The 22351-nt window shown below is 61.2% G+C and carries 15 protein-coding genes and 1 tRNA gene; 6 read left to right on the forward strand and 10 right to left on the reverse strand.

The window, feature by feature from the left end:
• Nucleotides 1-39: 39 nt before the first annotated feature.
• From ABD937_RS15530 to ABD937_RS15540, 3 genes are read right to left on the reverse strand one after another with little or no spacing between them, the layout of a single operon-like run.
• Entirely contained in the window at nt 40-549 is a 510-nt protein-coding gene (locus tag ABD937_RS15530; RefSeq protein WP_345256681.1) for a hypothetical protein, read from the reverse strand.
• Entirely contained in the window at nt 449-2461 is a 2013-nt protein-coding gene (locus ABD937_RS15535; RefSeq protein WP_345256682.1) for a hypothetical protein, read from the reverse strand. Before ABD937_RS15535 ends, ABD937_RS15530 begins: the two co-directional genes overlap by 101 nt.
• A complete protein-coding gene (locus tag ABD937_RS15540; protein ID WP_345256683.1) occupies nt 2376-3422 on the reverse strand; it encodes a hypothetical protein in 1047 nt (348 codons plus the stop codon). The genes ABD937_RS15535 and ABD937_RS15540 overlap by 86 nt, the downstream gene beginning before the upstream one ends.
• Before the next feature lie 69 nt (nt 3423-3491).
• Between ABD937_RS15540 and ABD937_RS15545 the strand changes: the two genes are divergently transcribed.
• Complete coding sequence (locus ABD937_RS15545; protein ID WP_345256684.1) at nt 3492-4106, forward strand: hypothetical protein; 615 nt, start codon at nt 3492-3494, stop codon at nt 4104-4106.
• Between the two features lie 47 nt (nt 4107-4153).
• On the opposite strand, the gene ABD937_RS15550 is transcribed toward ABD937_RS15545, so the two are convergent.
• The 6 genes from ABD937_RS15550 to ABD937_RS15575 all read right to left on the reverse strand — a co-directional run bounded on the left by ABD937_RS15550 (nt 4154) and on the right by ABD937_RS15575 (nt 9724).
• Nucleotides 4154-4348 (reverse strand): hypothetical protein, encoded by a 195-nt coding sequence (locus tag ABD937_RS15550; protein ID WP_345256685.1) that lies wholly within the window; start codon nt 4346-4348, stop codon nt 4154-4156.
• A gap of 114 nt (nt 4349-4462) precedes the next feature.
• The gene (gene clpX / locus ABD937_RS15555; RefSeq protein WP_345256686.1) at nt 4463-5704 is read right to left on the reverse strand and encodes an ATP-dependent Clp protease ATP-binding subunit ClpX; all 1242 of its coding nucleotides are present in this window, start codon (nt 5702-5704) and stop codon (nt 4463-4465) included.
• 582 nt (nt 5705-6286) lie between these two features.
• A complete protein-coding gene (locus ABD937_RS15560; protein ID WP_345256687.1) occupies nt 6287-6952 on the reverse strand; it encodes a ClpP family protease in 666 nt (221 codons plus the stop codon).
• A gap of 126 nt (nt 6953-7078) precedes the next feature.
• Nucleotides 7079-7780: a ClpP family protease gene (locus ABD937_RS15565; protein ID WP_345256688.1), complete on the reverse strand. Its 702-nt coding sequence runs from the start codon at nt 7778-7780 to the stop codon at nt 7079-7081.
• Between the two features lie 377 nt (nt 7781-8157).
• Nucleotides 8158-9528: a trigger factor gene (tig, locus tag ABD937_RS15570; protein WP_345256689.1), complete on the reverse strand. Its 1371-nt coding sequence runs from the start codon at nt 9526-9528 to the stop codon at nt 8158-8160.
• A gap of 114 nt (nt 9529-9642) precedes the next feature.
• A tRNA-Leu gene (locus tag ABD937_RS15575) sits at nt 9643-9724 on the reverse strand.
• Nucleotides 9725-10172: 448 nt separating this feature from the next.
• Here ABD937_RS15575 and ABD937_RS15580 point away from each other — a divergent pair.
• The 5 genes from ABD937_RS15580 (at nt 10173) to ABD937_RS15600 (ending at nt 20910) form a co-directional block, all read left to right on the forward strand.
• The gene (locus ABD937_RS15580; RefSeq protein WP_345256690.1) at nt 10173-12410 is read left to right on the forward strand and encodes a RelA/SpoT family protein; all 2238 of its coding nucleotides are present in this window, start codon (nt 10173-10175) and stop codon (nt 12408-12410) included.
• Between the two features lie 96 nt (nt 12411-12506).
• The gene (locus ABD937_RS15585; RefSeq protein WP_345256691.1) at nt 12507-17816 is read left to right on the forward strand and encodes a T9SS type B sorting domain-containing protein; all 5310 of its coding nucleotides are present in this window, start codon (nt 12507-12509) and stop codon (nt 17814-17816) included.
• 93 nt (nt 17817-17909) lie between these two features.
• Entirely contained in the window at nt 17910-19178 is a 1269-nt protein-coding gene (locus ABD937_RS15590; protein WP_345256692.1) for an adenylosuccinate synthase, read from the forward strand.
• 97 nt (nt 19179-19275) lie between these two features.
• The gene (locus ABD937_RS15595; protein ID WP_345256693.1) at nt 19276-19617 is read left to right on the forward strand and encodes a hypothetical protein; all 342 of its coding nucleotides are present in this window, start codon (nt 19276-19278) and stop codon (nt 19615-19617) included.
• 66 nt (nt 19618-19683) lie between these two features.
• Entirely contained in the window at nt 19684-20910 is a 1227-nt protein-coding gene (locus ABD937_RS15600) for an anthranilate synthase component I family protein (protein ID WP_345256694.1), read from the forward strand.
• A 237-nt stretch (nt 20911-21147) separates the two neighbouring features.
• Here the strand turns inward: ABD937_RS15600 and ABD937_RS15605 are convergent, their stop codons facing one another.
• The gene (locus tag ABD937_RS15605; RefSeq protein ID WP_345256695.1) at nt 21148-22188 is read right to left on the reverse strand and encodes a lytic transglycosylase domain-containing protein; all 1041 of its coding nucleotides are present in this window, start codon (nt 22186-22188) and stop codon (nt 21148-21150) included.
• Nucleotides 22189-22351: the final 163 nt, after the last annotated feature.

A 22351-nucleotide genomic window follows, 5' to 3' on the forward strand; every position in this document is an offset into this window, starting at 1 on the left:
GGGAAAGAAGGTAGGTCTTGCCGCAGGGCAGGGCCTGCCTTACTTCTTTACCGGAGCTTTCGGTTGCTGCTGCTTTTTCACGAAGTCGCGGAGGTAGCCGCAGCGGTTGTAGGAATACTTATAAAATCTGGTGTCGCCGAATTCCCTGATGTACTGCGGGAAATACGGGTTTTCGCGGAAGTTGCGCTCGAAGGCTTTTTCAGCGGCCATCGGCGCGCTGTAGTCGGGCCGCGCGAACTGCCGTTGCCGGCACTTGGCTACCAGGAACAGGCAGGCTGCCTTGAACTCACGGTCGGCCGTCAGGGCATACGCTTTTTCATAGAAACCCTTGGCCCGGTACACGCCGTAGTATTCCTTTTGCCAGGCCAGCTTGTAGTTGCCCTCGTTCCAGTCGGAGCCCGTGCGGTCGTAAGCCACGGCGTTCCAGTTGTTGCCGTAGTAGCTCATGTTATACAGCGCGCTCGCCCAGCGGTAATACAGCTTCGCCTTTGCCTCCGGCGCCGTTTCTTTCTCCACCTGTTGCTCCAGGGCCAGCAGCTGCCGCGCCACGTCCAGCTTCGTAGGGCTTCGGTGCGCCTTTGAGGTAGCGCTGCCGGTCGCTGAGGTAGTCGTGGAAGGGATCGGGATCGGCCTTCCAGTTCTTTTCGTCGGTGTACAGGTCGTGGGTCAAGGGCTCCAGCTTTTTTGCTTTTGAAAGCCACTCAACGGCCTTCGCATACTGCCCTTCGCGGAGGTAAGCGGTTCCCGCGGTTTCGCTCACCGCGTCGGCATTGAAGGAGGTATGGTTCGCGAGGAACCGTTCCCAGGGCGTGGCCGGCTGCGTCATCGTACCGTATAATTGCTGTACGTCGGGTGCCGGAAGCTCGTAGCGCACGAAGTCGAGGCCGCGGCCCCAGCCATAATGCACCGGGCGCACTTCGTTGCCGGAGAACTTGAGGTCTGCCATGCCGAGGGAGAGGGCCGCACGCGTGCGGCTGCCGGCTTTCTGGTAGCGCAGGGCCAATACTTCGGAGAAGAAGTTGCGGCAGAACACCGCGTACTCGGTGTTGGTTTTTGCCTTGCCCACGAGCCATTGCGCGGCCGGCAGGAGCGCGGCTTCCTGGGTGGGGCCAATGACCTTTGGTTCCTCGGTGAGCAGGAGTAGTTGCAGCAGCTGCAGCTGGTCGTTCACGGGTGCCGCCGGTTCCAGTGCCCGCGCGTGTGCGAGCTCCTTACGCGCCGCGTCGAACTGGTGATCGATGATGTGGAGGTAGGCCGACGCGGCGGCATAGAACGCCCGGTTAGGCAGCGCAGCGTTATCGGCCAGGCGCGGCAGCCAGGCGGCGAGCGCGCGGGCGTTGCGCAGCACTGCCGGGAACTTGCCGGTGGTTTCGGTGCCCGGCTCCCAGGCATAGCCGAAGGAGGGTAGCTTGCTCTTGGGCCAGTGCAGCGCGGGCGAGAGGTATTGCTCCTCCACCTTGCTCACCTCGCGCGACACGAGCAGGGGCACGAGGGGCGACGAAGGGTCGAGCGCATACATCTGTTTCAGGAGGTGCAGCTGGCCCGCTTCGCCATACAGGCCGAACATCCCGAGCAGGTTCGCTTTTTCCCGCGCCGTGCGGCCCTGGGCGGTATAGGATTCCCGCAGGCTGCTGTCGACGGAGTTGGTGCTCCAGTTGAAGCCAAGGTAAGCACTCCTGCGCAGGCCCGGGGATTCGGCGAACACGCGGCTGAAGGCATAGGCCGCCTCCTTGTTCCGCCCCATGCGGTAGAGGCTGCCGCCTTTGTAGGAGCGTGCCAGGGTGGCCACCGTGCTGCTGTCGGCGGGAGCAAAGCCCTCGTCGGCATACTGCACGGCCGCCTTGTGGTTGCGGGCGTGGAAGGCGGCGCGGCAACGCTGCAGTCCGTAGCGTCCTTTCAGAAAAGGGTCGGCGGTAGCGGCGGCACGCCCGGCTTCGGCGGAGAGGCGCATGAGGCCCGCGCTGTCGCGTTTGGGTGCCGCTTCCCATTCATCGCCGGCGGGTACGAGGCTGTCGATGCGGCCTACGAAGGCGAGGTAGTTCAGGACCGCAGGATTACGGTTGTCGACGAGCGTACGCACCACTTTGTTGTTGCTGTAGTCGGGCGGCAGGGCTGCACCGGGCGGGAGCCTTCGTAATTCATTGATCGTGCTGTCGGAAGCGCCGAATACCAGCGCGGCGGCGTCGTCGCGGTGGGGCGTCCGGAGGTAGGCTGCCCATTCGGCGGCGGCGGCGGCCGTCAGTTGTTCGCTGCGGTCTTCTTCGCTGTCGTCGTAGAACGTGTGCATCATCGTATAGAAGAACGGGCGGAGCGACCGGTCCTGGGTGGCTGCCGGCCGGCTGAAGAAGGAGGTGAAGTAGTCGGTGCCGTCGGGTTCATCGCCCGCGCAGCTGATCCCGTTCTGCGGCAGCGAGCCGAGGAGGGCGGTGGCGCAGGCGGTCGTAAAAAGCTTCCAGTTCATCGTGGGTGTAGGCCGCGAGGTTTTGCTCGTCGAGCGCAAATAAAAGTACGCGAACCTGCCCGGATGGCAGCCGTTTTGCGACGGCGCTGGCGGCCCGCCGCACGCTTTCGGCATCGCTGCGTTCGGGCCGGAGGCGGTCGCCGGCACGGAAGCGGTAGCCGCCAATGGTGCTGTCGCGCGTGAAATCGAGCGTACTGCGGGGCGCGAGCGAGTCCGGTAGATATACAAGTCCTTTGTAACGCCCGCCTTCAAACCATACATTCCACTGGAACACGGGCAGGGCCACGTCGAGCGGGAGCGGGTAGGAGCGGAGGCCGCCGATGTACGGCTCCAGTACGCCGGGGTCGATGATGGAATTGCGAACCTTCGGATCACGGAGGTCGCCCATATTGTAGCACATCAGGAGGCCTTTGGCGGCAGGAGGGAGGCCGGACGCTGCGCGGTATTTGAGCTGGTGCAGGCGGATCGTTACCGAAAGCGTTTTGCTGCGGACGAAGGGCTGTCGCTGCAGCGCGCGCAGCAGGCAGAAATAGCGGTCGCGGGTGCCGGCGCTCCAGTCGCAATCGAGCTGCAGCTCGCCGCTCAGCGGCAGCCCGGCGCAGAGTTGCTCCATCAGGCGGGCCATCCGCGGCGCGAGGGCTTCGAGTGCGGTGCTGTCAGACCGGCGGAGTACTTCCTGCGTGATGAACACGACCGGGGTGATGCGAACATCAGGCGGCGCGGCGCTGTTGATCTGCACTGTACCCACCGGTGCGGGCTTGCCCTGCTCGTTCAGGTCTACATCAAACAGGCGGAGGTAGAGGTGGGAGGCGTTTAGCGCGCGCAGGTATTCCTGCTCTTTAGGCGTCGGGTCGAAGGTGGTCTTCCAGTAATAGAACCCACGCTCTACGGTGCGGTCGGCCGGTGGCTGGCAGCCGGCCACCACGAGTGTGATCAGAAAAAGGAGCGCTGCATTACGCATGGGGAGCGCAAAGATAGCAGGCCTGGCCCTGCGCCGGTTTCGTAACTTAGGGGTATCGTTAAGCTCCCTATGAACCGACACCTTTATCTGTTTGCACTACCGGCCCTTGTGCTCCTCTGTGCGTTCCGCTGCTCGCGCACGCCGGATTGCCCGCCCGATTCCGGGTATGCCTTCCGCGTTGCATCTTCCTGGGAGCCCGGACTTCCCGGTTATCGCGTCGGCGATACGCTCTGGTTTACATCGCGGTTTCCGAAAGCGCTGTTCGACGAGCGCAGCCGGCAGGTGGTTGTCTACAGTGAGGCCCAGGTCAGGATGGCGCTGCAGGTGTACCGTCTCGATACCGTGCGGCAGCGGCATGAGCCTGCAGCGGCGGAGTTCCGCTATGTGACCGTCATCGGTACGCTTCCCGATTCGTTTGCCACGGACCAGCGCGGTTTTCGCTTTCGCGAAGACAGCAGCGGCTATGCCCTGCGCGTCGGGCTTGTGACTCAGCGCCCCGGGCTGTACGCGATCATGGCCACCCAGATCACGAGTGCCGGCCGGGCGGGGCTCGCTTGCACCTTCGCCACCTTTTCGAACCGCCTCAGCAACCCCGACCGCTTCGTTTCGCTTTACCGGAATGCAATGGGCGCCGCGGCGCAGCCGGATGTAGACGAGCGGCTATTTGCCTTCCGGGTAGAATAAAAAAACGTCCCGCACAGTGCGGGACGTTTCCAATTTGTTTTATGCGCTTACTTGCCTTTCCCGAGCATGTTCTCGACCATGCCCTGCATCATCGGAAATTGCTCTACGAGGTATTCTTTCATGGTCTCGAGTACCTGTGCCACCTGCTCGTCGGTGAGGCCGGCATCGGCTTTCAGACGGGTGGAGATTTCTCTGACGTGGCCCTGCATATCGCCGCCGCCGCCTAACATGGATCCGAACATAGATTCTGGTTTTATAAGTCAAAAGTAAAAAGTCATCCCGCATTCTGCGGGACAAAAGCCTTGCCGCACACAGCGTTTTTGACTTTTGAATTTTGACTTTTGAATGAATTAAAATTAAGCCACCTTAAGGAGCGACATCTTGCTCTTGTCGAACTTCCGCTGCGCGTACTCGAGGTCGAGCGTGAAGAACTTCTCCTGTGAGGAGGGAAGCTCGAACATCGCGTCGGTGAGGATGCTTTCGCAGATGGAGCGGAGACCGCGGGCGCCAAGCTTGAACTCGACGGCTTTTTCCACCATGAAGTCGAGCACGGGATCCTCGATGTGCAGCTTGATACCTTCGAGGTCGAAAAGGCGGATGTACTGCTTGATGAGGGCGTTCTTCGGCTCCACCAGGATGGCGCGGAGCGTCTTGGCGTCGAGCGGGTCGAGGTGCGTCACCACGGGCAGGCGGCCGAGGAGCTCGGGGATAAGGCCGAAGGCCTTCAGGTCCTGGGCGTTGACGTAGCGGAGTAGGTTCTTCTTCATGTTCTCCTGCAGGTCCTTGTCGACGTTGAAGCCGATGGTGTTGGTCTGCACGCGGCGGCCGATGATCTTGTCGATGCCGTCGAAGGCGCCGCCGCAGATGAAGAGGATGTTTTGGGTGTTGATCTTGATGAGCTTCTGCTCGGGGTGCTTGCGGCCGCCCTGCGGGGGTACGAGCACGTCGGTGCCTTCGAGCAGCTTCAGCATGCCCTGCTGCACGCCCTCGCCACTTACATCGCGGGTGATGGAGGGGTTGTCGCCCTTGCGTGCGATCTTGTCGATCTCGTCGATGTACACGATCCCGCGCTCGGCGGCGGCCACATCGTAGTTGCACACCTGCAGGAGGCGCGTCAGGATCGACTCGACGTCCTCACCCACGTAGCCGGCCTCGGTGAACACGGTAGCGTCCACAATAGCGAAGGGCACGTTGAGGAGCTTGGCGATGGTCTTGGCCAGCAGGGTCTTGCCCGTGCCGGTCTCACCCACCATCACGATGTTGCTTTTCTCGATCTCGATCTCGGTGGCGGGATCGGTCTTGTACTGGAGGCGCTTGTAGTGGTTGTACACGGCCACGGAGAGGACCTTCTTGGCCTCGTCCTGCCCGATGATGTACTCGTCGAGGAATTTCTTGATCTCGAGGGGCTTCTTCACGGTGAGCTTGAAGGTGGCGGAGCCGGCACCCTTCTCATCGCGCACCATCAGTTCCTGGTCGATGATCTCCCGGGCGTGCTCCACGCAGTTCTCGCAGATATGCCCTTCCTGGCCGGCGATGAGGATCTTGACCTCGTCGCGGCTGCGCCCACAGAACGAACAGTGTAATATATTCTTTGCCATTGCTTCTAGTTAGAATGTTTTCCCGGCCATTTGGCTGCATGGATAGCCGGCAAAGTTAGAAAAAAGCCAGTGCCCCGGGCCCCTTTTGGCCGAATTAGGAACAAATTAGGGCGAAGCGGCTCCGGCCCCGGTTTAGAACGTTGAACGGCAGGGGTTTGTTACAGGGCGAAGCCCGGCATTTACGCGGAGAACAAGTGAACAGGGAATAAGGAACAGGGAACACGGAAGGGGAAGGCGGGGAAGGTAAAAGAAGGGATTTTTACCGCTAAGAAAAGAAGAGGCTAAGGTATTCGCTAAGCTCAGGGTGACAAGCCACGCTATGGAGGGAGCGTCTGTTTGTCTATTTGTAAAGGTCGCCTCTGTGCGACCTGCCTCATCGTACCCAAATATCTTACGGGTGTCAAGCTCGCGAACGCGGAGTGTACCCATTATAGGTAATCATCCGCGCTCATCGTATCAAATCCGTGACATCTGCGTTCTTTCTCTTTCTTGCCCATCCGGTTGCCACTGCCCATAAAAAAGGAGGAACCCACGGTCCCTCCTTCGTATTTCACATGTTCCTTGTTTCCTGTTCACTGGTTCTTACACCAGCTTGTCGATCACCTTATCCACGATGCCATAGGCAACGGAGGCTTCGGCGTCCATCCAATAGTCGCGCTCGAAGTCCTTGCGGATGCGCTCGATGGTCTGGCCGGTGTTCTCGGCGAGGATCTTGGCGCCCATTTCCTTCGTGCGGAGGATCTGCTCGGCATGGATCTCCATGTCGGCGCTCACGGCCTGGATGTGGCCGCCGAGCGACGGCTGGTGGATCATCACCTCGCCGTTGGGGAAGATGTAGCGCTTGCCCTTGGTGCCGCCGGAGAGCAGGATGGAGCCCATCGAGGCTGCGAGGCCCATGCAGATGGTGCTCACGGGGCTTTTGATCATGCGCATCATGTCGTAGATCACCATGCCGCTCGTAACGGAGCCGCCGGGCGAATTGATGTAGAACTTGATCTCCTTGCCCGGATTGTCGTGCTCGAGCAGCAGGAGCTTGGTGGTGATGTCCTTGGCCGACTTATCGTCTACAACGCCCCAGAGGTGAATGGTGCGGGTGTCGTAGAAGTACGACTCCAGCTTTTTATACAGCATGCGCGTGTCGATCTCCGCGCGCTCTTCTTTTTCTTCTTCGGTGTGTTCCGGCTCTTCCGGGTTGGGCTGGGGGCTCATGACCGGGTACCGGTTCAGGAGGATATCGTTGATGCTCATGGTTGTTCTTTTTGTGGGGTGATTCCTTTTTATTCTGATGTTTCCTGGAGTGCTTGTGAGCAGGTCAGCAGGTCAGCGGTGAGCGGTTGTCCAGGAGGCGGCTCACCTGTTCACCTGCTCACCCGCTCACGCTCCTTCGCCTTTCTTCTCTTTCTTCGGATTGGTGCCGAGCACTTCGTCCACGAGGCCGTATTCCTTGGCTTCGGCGGCCGTCATCCAGTAGTCGCGGGTGAGGTCGGCCTCCACGCGCTCCACGGGCTGGCCCGAGTGGTTGGCGTAGATCTCGTAGAGCTCGCGCTTCAGCTTCTTGATCTGGCCCACGGTGATCTCGATGTCGGTGGCCTGGCCGCCCATGGCGCCGGAGGGCTGGTGCATCATCACGCGGCTGTGCTTTAGGGCGGCGCGCTTGCCGGGGGCGCCGGCGGAGAGCAGCAGCGAGCCCATCGAGGCGGCCATGCCGATACAGATCGTGGCCACGTCGGGGCTCACGTACTGGATCGTGTCGTACATGCCCAAACCGGCATACACGGAGCCGCCGGGCGAGTTGATGTACATATTGATGTCGCGCGTGCGGTCGGTGGAATCGAGGAAGAGGAGCTGCGCGGTCACGATGTTGGCCACTTCATCGGAGATGGGATAACCCAAAAAGATGATGCGGTCCATCATGAGGCGGCTGTACACATCCATTACGGCTACGTTCATCGGGCGCTCCTCGATTACGTTGGCCGTCAGGGCGGTGACACTGTACTTGGCATAGGAGTCCAGCGTGTTGCTGGAGATGCCCCGGTGCTTGACGGCGTATTTTTCAAATTCGGAGGGGAAACTCATATCGTCTGTTGTTAAGTTGTGGCAATTTAGTGGAATACCGGTTTGCAAATACCGTGCGCGGCCGGAATTCGGACATTCTGTCCGAACTCCGGCCGCGCACGGGGATCTCAGATCTCAGATGTGATGATCTCAGATGTATTGCTTTCGCCGGCCACGGGGATTCCAGATTTGGGATTTCAGATTCAGGCTGACGCCAGCCAGGGGATTTTCGATTTCAGATTTCGGATTTGTTGCTTGCGCAAGACGGGGAGCCCTGTACCGCATACCCACAAACGAAAAAGGAGCCCAAGGGCTCCTTTCCGGTTATCGTGCGTCAGCAATAAATCTGAAATCTGACATCCAGATCTGAGATCATCACATCCGAGATCTGAGATCTCTTAGTGGTGTTGGTGCTGGTGCTGCTCGTTCATCTTGATGAAGTCTTCGCGGGAGATGGGCGTGTCCTGCGCGCGCGACTGGCTTTCGACCCAATCGAAGATCTTCTGGGTCTGGATCTGGTTCCAGGCATCCTCTACGTACTTGCGGTCCTTCATCATGCGGTTGATGTAGTCGCTTACCCACTCGGCTTCCTCGTCGAGGGCGCTCATGCCCATGTAGCCGAGCAGCTGCTGCTTAGCGAAGGCGCGCAGGTCTTCGGGCTGAACGTCGATGCCGGCTTCGGTGGCGATCTTATCGGTGATGAGGGTCCACTTCAGCTGGTTGAGGAACTGCGGGAACTCGGCTTCCACCTGCTCGTCGGTCTTGGGCTCGTTCTTCTCGCCCTGGGTCTTGAGCCAGCGCTTCAGGAACTCTTTGGGGAACTCCACGTTCGCGCCGTCGAGCAGCACGTGGTAGAGGGAGTGGTGCAGCTGGTTGCGACTCTGGGTGGCCCACTGCGTCTCGAGCTCGGAGCGCACCTTGTTGCGGAAGTCTTCCTCGGTCTTGACGTCGCCGTTGGGGAAGAGCTGGGTGAAGAACTCCTCGTTCAGCTCGCGCTTCTCCACGAAGCCCACCTTGGTGATGTCGAGGCGGAAGTAGCGGTCGGTGCCGGAGTCGATGCCGAGGTCCTGCAGGATCCACTGCGCTTCCTGTCCTTCAAAAGCCTCGTCGAAGGCCACCTGGAGGGAGTCGCCGGTCTTCTTGCCCTGGAGCTGGGGGCGGAAGGAATCCTTGAAGTAGCGCACCAGCACGGAGTTGTCCTTCGTTACGCCACCCGTGATGGGGGTGCCGGCAGCATCGGTCTCGGTGAAGGTGATGTTGAGCACGTTCTCGTCGTTGTCGACGGCCGCGGGCTCCGTCATGTTGCCATAGCGGCTGCGGAGGCGCTCCACTTCCTCGTTCAGCATGGCGTCGTCTACCGACACCACGTAGCGCTTTACGGAGGCGGACCCGAGGTCGGGAAGCTGCACGGAGGGCTTCAGGCCCATCTCGAAGGTGAAGTTGTAGTCGGCAGGCTTGTTCATGTCAAGCTGGCCGAGGTCCATCGATACGGGGATCGGCTGGCCGATGTATTCCGCCTTCTGCTCCTGGAGGTAGGTGTTCACCTGCTGGTCCACCTGCTTCAGCACCTCGTCCATGAAGAGGGAGGAGCCGTACATTTTCTTGACGAGGCCGGCGGGCACCATACCCTTGCGGAAGCCGGGGATGTTGGCCTTCTTGCTGTATTCCTTGAGGGCCTTCTCGAAGGCCGGCAGGTAGTCTTCTTTCTGGATGGTGACGTGCAGCTGCTGGTGCAGAGGCGCCACCTCTTGTTGGGTGATCGTAGCCATAATGAGTTTATGATTGGAAAACAGTGGAACAAGGAACAGGGAATAAGGAACAAGGAAGGGAGGCGCCGTTCGACGGTTCCCTGTTCCTTATTCCCTGTTCCATTGTTCGTTCGGTGCGGGTGGAGGGACTCGAACCCCCATGCCTCGCGGCGTCAGATCCTAAGTCTGATACGTCTACCAATTTCGCCACACCCGCGGTCCCGGCAAGCCGGAAGGGGGGCAAAGGTAGGGGAAACCCGAAAGGTTTTGGAGGTTTTGGGGGTTTTGAAGGTTTTAGGGGTTCAGACCCCACCCCCGTTTCCTCCCCGGGGAGGGAGGGGAGCGGCGCCCACCAGCCCACGGCTTCAGCCGTGGGTTTTCGATTTTTACCAGCCCATGGCTTTAGCCATGGGTGCCGGAAAGCGCCCCCCTCATGTTCTACCCGCCCGCAGGAAGCCACAGACGCCTGGTAACCCGTTTGACGCCCATTTTAGAAGAGCTTTAGCAAGGATCCCGACATTTAGGAGCGCGGTTTGCCCTTTATAAAAGTGGTGCTCCTGATCCCGTGACCGGGTCGGCCCTGCCGGCGTCAGCGCAACCTTCCCAAACCCATCAAAACCACTCAAAATCCCTCAAAACCTTTGTTTTCCGTAAATTCGTGACGCATGGAAACCGTAGCGCAGGCCCCGAAATACAACCTTAATGAAGAACAGGAGAAGCGGCTCATCCTCCGGGAGTACCGTGCCCTCCTCCGCTGCCTGAAAAGCCGGATCAAGCCCGGCGACCGCAAGCAGATCCGCCAGGCCTTCGAGATGGCCGCCGACGCCCACAAAACGATGCGTCGTAAGAGCGGCGAGCCCTATATCCTCCACCCGCTGGCCGTAGCCCGCATCTGCGTGGAGGAGATCGGCCTCGGCGTACGCTCCACCATCTGCTCCCTCCTCCACGACACCGTGGAAGACACCGACGTCACGCTCGAGGACGTGCAGCGCGAGTTCGGCTCCGAGATCGCCAAGATCGTGGACGGCCTCACCAAGATCTCCACCGTGGTGGACGTCAACGCGTCGCAGCAGGCCGAGAACTTCCGCAAGATCCTGCTCACCCTCACCGACGATCCGCGCGTCATCATCATCAAGCTCGCCGACCGCCTCCACAACATGCGCACGCTCGACTCGATGAAGCCCGAGAAGCAGCTCAAGATCTCCTCCGAGACCATCTACGTATACGCGCCGCTCGCCCACCGCATGGGCCTCTACAACATCAAGACCGAGATGGAGGACCTGGCGATGAAATACCTCGAGCCCGAAACCTACCGCGGCCTCGCGCGCAAGCTCGCCGAAACGAAGCGCGAGCGCACCCGCTTCATCAACGAGTTCGTAAAGCCGCTCAACGACAAGCTCACGGCCGCCGGCTTCAACTTCGAGCTCTACGGCCGCCCCAAAAGCATCCACTCCATCTGGAACAAGATGAAGAAAAAGGGCGTCGCCTTCGAGGAAGTGTACGACCTCTTCGCCATCCGCGTCATCCTCGACTCACCCGCCGAAAAGGAAAAGGAGGACTGCTGGAAGGTGTACTCCATGGTCACCGACGAGTATACGCCCTCGCCGGAGCGCCTCCGCGACTGGCTCTCCAACCCCAAATCCAACGGCTACGAGGCCCTGCACACCACCGTAATGGGCCCGCAGGGCAAATGGGTGGAAGTGCAGATCCGCACGAAGCGCATGAACGAGGTGGCCGAAAAGGGCCTCGCCGCGCACTATAAATACAAGGAGGGCAACCAGGACGAGAGCCGCTTCGACAAGTGGTTCAACCAGATCCGTGAGGTGCTGCATAACCAGGACACCGACTCCGTCGACTTCCTGGAAGACTTCAAGACCTCGTTCCTGGCCGAGGAGATCTATATCTATACGCCGAAGGGCGATGTCAAGATGATGCCCACGGGCGCCACCGCGCTCGACTTCGCCTTTGCCGTGCACTCCATGGTGGGCACCCGCTGCATCGGCGCCAAGGTGAACCACAAGCTCGTGCCCATCTCGCACAAGCTCCGCTCCGGCGACCAGGTGGAGATCATCACCTCCAACAAGCAGAAGCCCAACGAGGGCTGGCTCGACTTCGTGGTGACGGCCAAGGCGCGCACCAAGATCAAGGACGCACTGAAGGAAGAGAAGCGTACGATCGCGGAAGACGGCAAATACAACCTCCAAAAGAAGCTCGAGGGTATGGGCGCCGCCTTCGTGCCGCATAACATCGAGGAGATCGCCAACTTCTACAAGCTGCCCTCCTCGCTCGAGCTCTACTACCAGATCGCGATCAAGAACATCGACCTGAAGGAGCTGAAGGAGTTCAAGCAGGTGGGCGACCGCCTCGACGCGCCGAAGCCCGTAAAGCTCCCGGACCCGCGCCACGAGGCGCCGGCGCACCCCGGGATGCCGCGCAAAGACACGGAGCTCATCATCTTCGGCGAAAGCTCCGACCGCATCGTGTACCACCTCGCCAACTGCTGCAAGCCGATCCCCGGCGACGACGTGTTCGGCTTCGTGACCACGGGCAAGGGCCTCACGATCCACCGCACCAACTGTCCCAACTCGGCCAAGCTGATGGCCAACTACGGCCACCGCATCGTAAAGACCCGCTGGGCCAAGAATAAGGAGATTGCCTTCCTGACGGGGTTGCGGATCATCGGGCTCGACGACGTGGGCGTCGTGAGCAAGATCACCAACCTCATCTCGGGCGAGCTCCGGATCAACATCGCGGCCATCACCATCGAGGCGAAGGAGGGGCTCTTCGAGGGCTCGATCAAGCTTTTTGTGCACGACCGCGACGAGCTCGATGCCCTGGTGGAAAAACTGAAAGCGCTTTCAGGCATCTCATCCGTGGACCGCTTCGACACCGAAACGGTCTGATCATATCGTTGTTTTCCCTGATGTGACCGATTATTTTAAGGGGTTCAACCTAGAGTTTTGTAAATTGTAGCCAATTTTTTGTCAAACCTGGCTGCTATGAAACTCAAGGCACTACTCCTCTGCTTCTTTGTTGTATTGATCCACGCTTCGGGCGCTGCCCAGCGGATCGTACTCAATGGCAGCCTGAACGGAACGACCCAGCAACTGATCTGCGGCAACACCTGTACGCCGGTTTCGTTCAAGACCTTCCACCTGAAGAAGACCGATGATTATGTAGTGCGCTCGATCAACTACGAGCCGTATGATTTCGTGACCCCTACGGGAACCGAGCTCAGTACGCTGTATGCCGACGACGAGTTCGGGCCGATCATGAACATGGCTTTCGACTTCTGCTTTTACGGGGCCACCTATAATAAAGCGGTTGTGGGGTCCAACGGCCTGATCACCTTCGACCAGACGAATGCGAACTGCGCCAATGCCTATACCACCACCGCCACCATCCCTTATGCTTCCGGCGACCAGTGCGACCAGTTTGACGTCTACTACCCCAAAGCCACCATATTCGGGATGTACACCGACCTCGATCCCCGCGCAACCGCGAGCGCTTCGGGCCGGAAGATCGAATGGCGCGTGGAGGGCGTAGCCCCGCTGCGCCGCCTCGTTGTTTCCTACTACAACTCGGGCATGTACGGCGCCAGCACCTGTGGCGGCAACCCGACCACGTTCATGATCGTAGCGTACGAGTCCACGAGCGTTGTTGAGGTGCACATCAAGTCGAAGGCCTGCAACACCACGAGTGCCTCCGGTAAGACGGTGCTGGGCATCCAGAACTTCAACCGCAACAAGGCCGTCGCCGCTCCGGGCAAGAACGCCACGGTGTGGACCGAGTCGAATACCGCTTATCGCTTCCTGCCCAACGCCGCCTCCCTCTTTGTAAAGAGCGAGCTGTATTCGATCACGGGCACCCTCATCAGCACCACCACACCCGGAACCGATACCTCCTCCACCACCGACGGCTATCTGAACGTCCGCTTCCCCGACGTCTGCCCCACCGCGGATACCACGCAATACGTGATCAAGACCTACTGGGCCTCCTGCACCGGCACGGGCCAACTGGTGGTCAACGACACCTTCAAGGTGGTGCGCGCCGGCCTGCTCACGGCCAACCTCGCGTCCACCAACTCGGCCTGCAGCCCCAGCGGCACCATCACCGTTACGCCTACCTCCGGCACCGCCCCCTACACGTATGAGCTGAACGGCGGAGCTCCCCAGGCTTCGGGCGCTTTCACCGCACTCGGCGCAGGCACCTACAATATCCTGGTGAAAGACGCCACCGGCTGCCAGGTGCTCAAGACCGTCACCCTCACCGCCTCCAACAACCTTACCGCCGCGGCAAGCGCTACCTCCTCCGGCTGCGCGCCCTCCGGCTCCATCACCGTAACGCCGGTAACCGGAACCGCACCCTATACGTATGCGCTCAACGGCGGTTCGCCCCAGAGCAGCAACGTCTTCAATGCCCTCGCACCCGGCGCCTATACCGTGCTGGTGACCGACGCTGCCTCCTGTACGAAGACCCTCAACGTCACGGTGGGTGCGCAGCCGCCGCTTACGGCCACCTTCAGCACCACTTCCTCCGGTTGCGCGGCAACCGGCACCATTACCGTGAACGTAACGCCCGGCGTCGGGGTGGCACCCTTCAGCTATTCCCTCGACGGCGGCACGCCCCAGGCGGCCAACGTACTCACCGGCGTCAGCGCCGGCGTGCACGTGGTGACGGTCAAGGATGCGTCCGGCTGTACGCTCAACATCAACGCGCTGGTTTTTGGTCAAACGATGACCGCCACGGCCGCCAGCACGGCCTCCGGTTGCACGCCTTCCGGCACGATCACGGTAACCGTGGGCGCTGTGGGTACTGCACCTTTTACCTACGCGCTTGACGGCGGCACGCCCCAGGCTGCCAACAGCTTCACCGGTGTCAGCGGCGGTGCCCACACGGTTGTGGTGCGCGACGCCGTTGGCTGCACGGTCACCGTCAACGTCAACGTTGCCTCCAGCTCCGCGCTCACCGCCACTGCCGCCAGCACGCCTTCGGGCTGCCAGCCGGCTGATGGCACCATCACCGTTACCGTTCCGGCAGGCGCCGGCGCGGGTCCCTACACCTATGCGCTCGACGGCGCTGCCGCCCAGGCTTCCAACAGCTTCGCGGGAGTAGCCGCCGGCCCGCACGCCGTAGTGGTGGCCGACGGTGGCGGCTGTACGTTCACCGTGAACGTGACCGTAGGCGCCACGCCTGCGGTACAGGCTACCGCCACAAGCACGCCCTCCGGCTGCAACCCCATCGGTACCGTTACCGTGAATGCGACCGGCGGCACCGCGCCCTTCCAGTACTCGCTCGGCACCGGCGGCGCCCAGGTCGCCAACACGTTCAACAACGTGGCCTCCGGCACCCACCAGGTAACGGTGGTGGACGCAAAGGGCTGCTCCAAAGTAGTTGATGTGACGGTAGGCGCCCACCCGGCACTTACCGCAACCGCTACCGCCACCCCCTCAGGCTGCACTCCGCCCACCGGCAGCATTACCGTAACGGTGCCTGCCGGAAGCGGCCTCGCCCCGTTCACCTACACGTTGGACGGCGGCACGCCGCAAGTGGTCAACACGTTCAACTTTGTTGCTTCAGGGGCGCATAGCGTGGTCGTCAGCGACGCGGCCGGTTGTACGTTTACCGTATCTGCTACCGTCGGCGCACCGGCCCCGATGACCCTGACGGCTGCTACCACCGCTACGGGCTGCACCCCCGCAGGCACCCTCACGGTCACGGTTGCCAACGGCGTCGCACCTTATACGTATGCGCTCAACGGCGGCACCCCGCAGGCCTCCAACGTATTCAGCGGCCTGGCCGCCGGCAGCTACAATATCGGCGTCACCGACGCCCAGGGCTGCACCGGTACCCACAGCGCTACGGTTTCCAGCCTGCCGCTCCCCGACGCTACCGCTTCCATGACGCCGTCAGGCTGCGATCCTACGGGTACCATCACGGTAAGCGTAGCCGCCGGCTCGGGTACCGCTCCGTTTACCTATGCGCTTGACGGTGCGGCCGCACAGGCTGCCAACAGCTTCAGCAGCGTAGGCGCCGGCGCCCACCGCGTAGTGGTGTTCGATGCCACCGGCTGTACCGATACGGTCGATATTACGGTGACGGCACTGCCGGCCCTGGCAGCAACCACTGCCACCACCCCGTCGAGCTGCACCCCCTCGGGCTCCATTACCGTGAACGTGACTGCCGGTACCGGCGTGGCTCCGTTCTCCTATAGCCTCGACGGTGGCGCCCCGCAGGCAACCAACGTCTTTACGAACGTTGCCTCCGGCCCCCACAGCATCACGGTGCGCGACGCCGTTGGTTGTTCGGTTACCTTGTCGGTGACGGTGGCTGATCCGTCGGCCCTTGCCGCCACCACCACCGTGAACAACACCTCCTGCCAGGGTGCCAGCAACGGCACCGTTACGCTGAACCCGCAGAACGGCCTTGCCCCCTACGAATACCGCCTCGGCGCGGGTGGCTGGCAAACCGCCGCCACCTTTACCGGGCTCCCTGCCGGCACCTACGACTTCTACTTCCGCGATGCGGCCGGCTGTGCCTCGGGCCTCATCCAGGCCACGGTGGCTGCAGGCGCTCCGCTGACCGCTACCGCCACGCAGGTGAACGTAACCTGTTTCGGTGGCACCAACGGATCGGCCACTCTGGCCCCGTCGGCCAACGGTACCGCCCCTTATGTTTATTCGGCTGATAACTTCGGCATCACCCAGGCAGGAGCCACCTTCACGGGCCTTGCGGCCGGCACGCACAACTTCTGGGTTCGCGACGCCGTTGGCTGCTCCGGCTCCGTAGCCGTGACGATCACAGCCCCCACGCAGCTCGTGGCCGGCACACCGGTGGTGACCGACGCCCGCTGCAATGGCGCCTCTGACGGCTCGGTGACCCTGTCGGCTACCGGTGGTACGGCGCCCTACAGCTACTCCTTCAACAACAGCCCCTTCGGTGCTTCGGCCGTCTTCACCTCGGCCGCCGGCACCTTCCCGGCTGCTGTCCGCGACAACAACGGCTGTTCCGTAGCGGTCACCCCGAACATCACCGTGGGCCAGCCTTCCGGTATGACGGTGACCGGTATCGACGTCGTCAACGCGGCCTGCGACCGCCTCGGCCAACTGACCGTGCATGCATCGGGTGGCACCGCGCCCTACCGCTATGCCCTCGATGGCGGCACGGCGGTTACCAACAATGTATTTGCCAACGTACCGGCCGGCCCGCGCGCGCTCCAGGTAACCGACGCCAATAACTGCCCGGTGCCTGCTGCCGCTACGGTAGGCCTGGACTCCAACCTGACCTATACCCGCCCGGTGGTGGACCCGATCTGCGAAGGCAGCAAGGCCAGCATCGAGCTCGGCGCCCCGCGCAGCAATGCCACCGCTTTCAGCTGGACCGGCCCCGTGCTCACCACCAACAACGCCTCCGGCTCCTCGGTGGACGTGCGCCCGACGGTATCGACCATGTACCACGTCCGGATGACCCTTGGCCGCTGCACCCACATCGACTCCATCTTCGTTCCGGTGCGTCCCGCCCCGGTTCCGGATGCCGGAACCCAGACGCCGATCTGCTTCGGTCAGAACGCCCAGCTCAACGCGGCCCCGGGCTATGCGACCTACGACTGGACGCCGCGCACCTACCTGTCGGGTAACGTGAACGGACCGAACCCCAACGTCGTCCGGCCTACGAGCTCGATCCGCTATACCCTGCACGTGGTGGATGCCAACGGCTGCCGCTCGCTGGTGCCCGACACGGTAACTGTAGTGGTGACGCCCCCGATCATCGTGCGCACCAACCCGCTCGACACGGTGGCCTATATCGGCGATACGATCCGCGTTACCGCATCCTCGCCCGGCACCAACTACCAGTGGTCGCCGGCGACCGGCCTCTCCAACCCGAACGTCGCCAACCCGCTCATCCTCGTGAACAAGGACGAGGTGTACCGCGTACGTGCCTGGACCGACCAGGGCTGCGCCGGTGAAACGATGTTCTACCTCCGCGCCTATGCCGGCCCGAACATCTATGTGCCGGATGCCTTTACGCCGAACCGCGACGGCCGCAACGACCTGCTGCGCCCCGTGTGCGTGGGTGTGAAGACGCTGAGCCACTTCCGTGTGTTCAACCGCTGGGGACAGCTGATGTACGAGTACAAAGGCGAGCGCCGCGGACCGGAAGTGTATAACCTGCTCAACTCCAACATCGGCTGGGACGGTACGCTCGGCGGCAAGGAAGTTTCGTCCGGCACCTATGTCTGGATCGCCGAGGGCGTGACCAAGGAAGGCCGCGTCATCAGCCGCAAAGGCACGGTCACCATCATCCGCTAATTGAAGCCGCTGCTTTTTATAGAATAGCCATCCCGCCAAAACGGGATGGCTATTTTTTCACCCTTACATTTGCGGCAATTCAACAAGCTTTTTATGGTAGACGTTATCCTGGGCCTGCAGTGGGGCGATGAAGGGAAGGGCAAGATCGTGGACTATTTCGCTTCGCAGTACGATGTCATCGCGCGCTTCCAGGGTGGTCCGAACGCCGGCCACACGCTGTATGTAGGCCCGGAGAAAACCAAGGTGGTGCTGCACCAGATCCCTTCCGGTGTGTTCCACCAGGGCACCGTCAACCTCATCGGCAACGGCGTGGTGCTCGACCCCATCACCCTGCAGCGCGAATGCGCCACCGTTTCGGGCTTCGGGGTAAACCTGAAAAAGAACCTCTTCATCGCGCAGCGCGCGCACCTCATCCTGCCCACCCACCGCGCCCTCGACAAGGCCGCCGAGCTGGCCAAGGGCGCCGATAAGATCGGCTCCACGCTGAAGGGCATCGGGCCGACTTATATGGACAAGACCGGCCGCAACGGCCTGCGCGTGGGCGACCTCCTCCACAAGGACTTTGAGAAGGATTACCAGAGCCTCCGCCAGAAGCACCGGGTGCTGCTCGACCACTACGGGTTCAACGAAGACATCACGGCCTGGGAGGAGGAGTTCTTCGCAGCCATCGAGGAGCTGCGGGCGCACAACATCGTGAGCGGCGAATACTTCATCAACGAGCACCTCTCCAACGGCAAGAAGGTGCTGGCCGAGGGCGCCCAGGGCTCGATGCTGGACATCGACTTCGGCACCTTCCCCTTCGTGACCTCGAGCAACACCACCTCGGCCGGCGTTTGCTCCGGCCTGGGCGTGGCGCCGCAGCGGATCCGCGAGATCATCGGTGTGTCGAAGGCCTACTGTACCCGCGTGGGTGGCGGCCCTTTCCCAACCGAGCTCGAAAATGAAACGGGAGAAGAGCTGCGCCGCCTCGGCTCCGAGTTTGGCGCCACCACGGGCCGCCCGCGCCGTTGCGGCTGGATGGACCTTGTGGCCCTTAAGTATGCCTGCATGATCAACGGCGTCACCGCCGTGGTGATGACCAAGGCCGATGTGCTGGATGCGTTTGAAGAGCTGCAGGTATGCACGGGGTATATGGTCGACGGACAGCCCTCGGAGCAGGTGCCTTTCCAGATGACCCGTGCCGCCATCGAGCCGCAATACCGCGCGGTGAAGGGTTGGAACACCGACAGCAGCGTTTGCCGCGACGCCGCTTCGTTGCCCGCAGAGATGAAGGCCTATGTTGACTTTATTAACGGCTACCTGGGCACACCCGTACGCTGGATCTCGAACGGCCCCGGACGCGAGCAGATCGTGCCCCTGTAAGCTACCCGGCCGGTACCCCGCGGGAGCTGAAAAAAAGGTTTAAAAATTTGGATAATTCAATACTTCGACGAATTTTACAGCGCTAATAAACCAGACTATGTTGGTAACATCAGATAAGGAAAAGACCCTGCTAACGACCGAATGGATCGATGAAGTGCTGGCCCAGGCCAAGCGCGCCGCCGCTAAGTCGGAGGAGGAGGAAGAAGCAGACGACGAGGACCCCGATGCAGACGGCGAAGGAGGGGAGGAAGACGAGGACTGGGATCCGGATTTCGATGAGTTCGACCTTCCCAAATCGCGTAAGGGCGGCAAAAAAGACGAGGAAGAGACCGTAGAGGAAGAAGAGGACTTCAAGATCGAGGACGACGAGGAGTTCAAGGACCTGTTCAGTGGCGGCGGTGGCAGCACCGGCTACGACGACGAAGACGATGATTTCTAAGCTCAAACAAGCCTGCTGATACAACGTATTTATTCCATTGCCGGCGATCCGGCCTTTAAGCAAAGAATGTTGAACTGGTCGAAACGGTTCAACATTTTTTGTTTTCTGGATACCCATGGCTACGACGCGCCGCCCCGGCGCTGGGACTGGCTGCTGGGCGCCGGCGCGGCCACCGCGGCAGGGCTCGACGGGGAGGACCTCCACACGCTCGACCGCTTCCTGGCCGGGCGACGCTGGGCCTTCGGGCACCTTGCCTACGAGCTCGGCCACCGCTTCTTTCCCGGGCTGCCGCTCCGGCCCGACCCCCTGGATTTTCCCCACTACTACTTTTTCGAGCCCCGGATCGTGCTGGCGGCGCAGAACGGTGCGTTGACCATCGAAGCGCCCGACCCGGACGCGGTGTGGGCGGCCATCAACGCAACAGCGCTGCCCGCCGGTACGGCGGCAACGCCCGTGCCCGTGCACGCCCGCCTTACACGGGAGGACTATCTCGCTGCCATCCGTTCGCTCCAGGCCAATATCCGCCGCGGCGACTGCTACGAGATCAATTTCTGCCAGGAGTTCTTTGCTCATGCGGCACAGATTGACCCCTGGGCTGCCTGGACGCGGCTGTCGGCCGCCTCACCGGCGCCGTTCGGCGGCTTCTACCGCCTCGGTCACCGCTACCTCCTCTGTGCCAGCCCCGAGCGTTTCCTGAAGCGGGAAGGCGATCTGCTCACCGCGCAGCCCATCAAAGGCACTGCCCGCCGTCTTCCTGCTGACCCCGTGGGCGATGCGGCGCTGGCGCAGGAGCTGCTGCAGAGCAGTAAGGAGCGGGCGGAGAATGTGATGATCGTGGACCTCATGCGCAACGACCTTTCGCGGATCTGCCGGGCGGGGAGCGTACGCGTACCGGAGCTGTTCGGTCTTTATTCCTTCCCACAGGTGCACCAGCTCATCTCTACGATCGAGGGCGTGCTACCTGCGGATACGACCTTCCCGGAAGTGCTGGAAGCCACATTCCCGATGGGCTCGATGACGGGCGCGCCGAAGCGCCGCGTGCTGGAGCTGATCGACCGCCACGAAGGACGCGCACGGGGTATCTTTTCGGGCTCCATCGGCTACTTCCACGAGGGCGACTTCGACCTTAACGTCGTGATCCGGAGCCTTATGTACAACGAAGCGTCATCGTACCTGTCGTACCAGGTCGGCTCCGGCATCACCGTATACAGCGATCCCGCCGCCGAATGGGAGGAGTGCCTGCTGAAGGCAAAAGGGATGGAGCGGGCGTTGGGTAATGGGGTGATGGGGTGATGGGGTGATGGGGTGATGGGGTAATGGAGGATAAATCTAGGAAGATAGGAGCAGGCACATTTCAGGGCGATGGTAACAACGCATCAGGATGCGTTGCTCTTACTGAAGAGACAGCTTTTGGTTGGGAGAACTATCGCACATAGACGACCCCTAACTAATAAACTAATAGACCAATAAACAAATAAACAAAAAGCCGCCCCGGAGGGCGGCTTTGTCGGTTACGGTCATCAATACGTTTTAGCGGCCGGCGAGGGTCAGGGCAACCTTTACGGATTGCTCGAGGATCCCGAATTTGTTGGCCTGGAAGGCTTGCATCTTGTCGGCAGGAAGGCGGAGCTCATAGGTGCCGCTCTGGGCCATCTGCTTGTCGAAGGAGGGATTCAGGCGGTTGAACGTGCCGAGGTCCATGCCGATCATTTGAGCGAGCACGGTGCCGTTGAACTTACCGGAGATGCGCTCGGTGGCAACGTCGCCGGAGGCGGACACAGCGGCGGTGGTTGCGGCCGGGGTGAAGCCGCTCGTGTAGTTGGCGTGCACGGCGCGCTCCGACTTGGTCATGGTGGTTACGGAACCGTCGCCTTCCATGATATAGTGCGTAGCGATGAATTTCTTGACGTGGTTACGGCTTTCGGCGGGCAGGTGGTACTGGAGTTCCCAGAAGTTGCGGCTGCCGCTCTTGCGGATGGCCTGGTTGACGTTGCCGGGGCCACCGTTGTAGGCAGCGATCACCAGCAGCCAGTCGTTGAACTCGGAGTAAAGGCTCTTAAGGTAGCGGGCGGCGGCCACGGTGCTCTTCTTGTAGTCGCGGCGCTCGTCGGTCTTGCGGGTTACGCGCAGGCCGAGCTCGCGGGCCGTCTGGGGCATGAACTGCCAGGGACCGGCGGCACCCACCCAGGAAGTAGCGGAGGTCTTCAGCTCCGACTCGATCACGGCGAGGTACTTCAGCTCCGTAGGGAGGTTGTGGGCACCCAGCACGCCGTCGATGAGGTCGAAGTAGGGCTTGCCCCAGGACTTCATGTTATTGAGTTTCTTCGTATAGACGTCGATATAGTCTTCCACGAAGGAAACCGCTTTCGGGTTCAGCTGCACGTTGTAGGCATCGCTTTCGGCCGAGGCGCCCTGGAACAGGTCACGGAAACCGGCTTTCGGATCAGCGGGCAGGTCTTTCTTTATGGTTGAATCGTTGAGGGGACGCTCAGTGGAACCACCCTGCATTCCGGCGAAGGAAGAGAGGAAGGTGGCAAGCGGGAGGGTCGTCAACAATAAAAGTTTTTTCATACTACATTTTTTAAGAATGAGTCAATCACACGAGGTCAGGGGCGACTTCTATTGTTAGTTCTGATTGGCTAAGGCGTTGCAAAGATACCACTATCTGTTGACGATTTTCCCTAATAAGTGTTAGAGTTGCGTTAAGGCGCACGAAAAAGCCGCTGTGCCAAAA

The sequence above is a fragment of the Flaviaestuariibacter amylovorans genome (assembly GCF_039541815.1).
GTDB classification, from domain to species: domain Bacteria; phylum Bacteroidota; class Bacteroidia; order Chitinophagales; family Chitinophagaceae; genus Flavisolibacter; species Flavisolibacter amylovorans.

Coding starts and splice junctions, on each gene's coding strand:
- ABD937_RS15535 (WP_345256682.1), bottom strand. CDS start 2,461: ATGAACTGGAAGCTTTTTACGACCGCCTGCGCCACCGCCCTCCTCGGC.
- ABD937_RS15540 (WP_345256683.1), bottom strand. CDS start 3,422: ATGCGTAATGCAGCGCTCCTTTTTCTGATCACACTCGTGGTGGCCGGC.
- ABD937_RS15545 (WP_345256684.1), top strand. CDS start 3,492: ATGAACCGACACCTTTATCTGTTTGCACTACCGGCCCTTGTGCTCCTC.
- ABD937_RS15550 (WP_345256685.1), bottom strand. CDS start 4,348: ATGTTCGGATCCATGTTAGGCGGCGGCGGCGATATGCAGGGCCACGTC.
- clpX (WP_345256686.1), bottom strand. CDS start 5,704: ATGGCAAAGAATATATTACACTGTTCGTTCTGTGGGCGCAGCCGCGAC.
- ABD937_RS15560 (WP_345256687.1), bottom strand. CDS start 6,952: ATGAGCATCAACGATATCCTCCTGAACCGGTACCCGGTCATGAGCCCC.
- ABD937_RS15565 (WP_345256688.1), bottom strand. CDS start 7,780: ATGAGTTTCCCCTCCGAATTTGAAAAATACGCCGTCAAGCACCGGGGC.
- tig (WP_345256689.1), bottom strand. CDS start 9,528: ATGGCTACGATCACCCAACAAGAGGTGGCGCCTCTGCACCAGCAGCTG.
- ABD937_RS15580 (WP_345256690.1), top strand. CDS start 10,173: ATGGAAACCGTAGCGCAGGCCCCGAAATACAACCTTAATGAAGAACAG.
- ABD937_RS15585 (WP_345256691.1), top strand. CDS start 12,507: ATGAAACTCAAGGCACTACTCCTCTGCTTCTTTGTTGTATTGATCCAC.
- ABD937_RS15590 (WP_345256692.1), top strand. CDS start 17,910: ATGGTAGACGTTATCCTGGGCCTGCAGTGGGGCGATGAAGGGAAGGGC.
- ABD937_RS15595 (WP_345256693.1), top strand. CDS start 19,276: ATGTTGGTAACATCAGATAAGGAAAAGACCCTGCTAACGACCGAATGG.
- ABD937_RS15600 (WP_345256694.1), top strand. CDS start 19,684: ATGTTGAACTGGTCGAAACGGTTCAACATTTTTTGTTTTCTGGATACC.
- ABD937_RS15605 (WP_345256695.1), bottom strand. CDS start 22,188: ATGAAAAAACTTTTATTGTTGACGACCCTCCCGCTTGCCACCTTCCTC.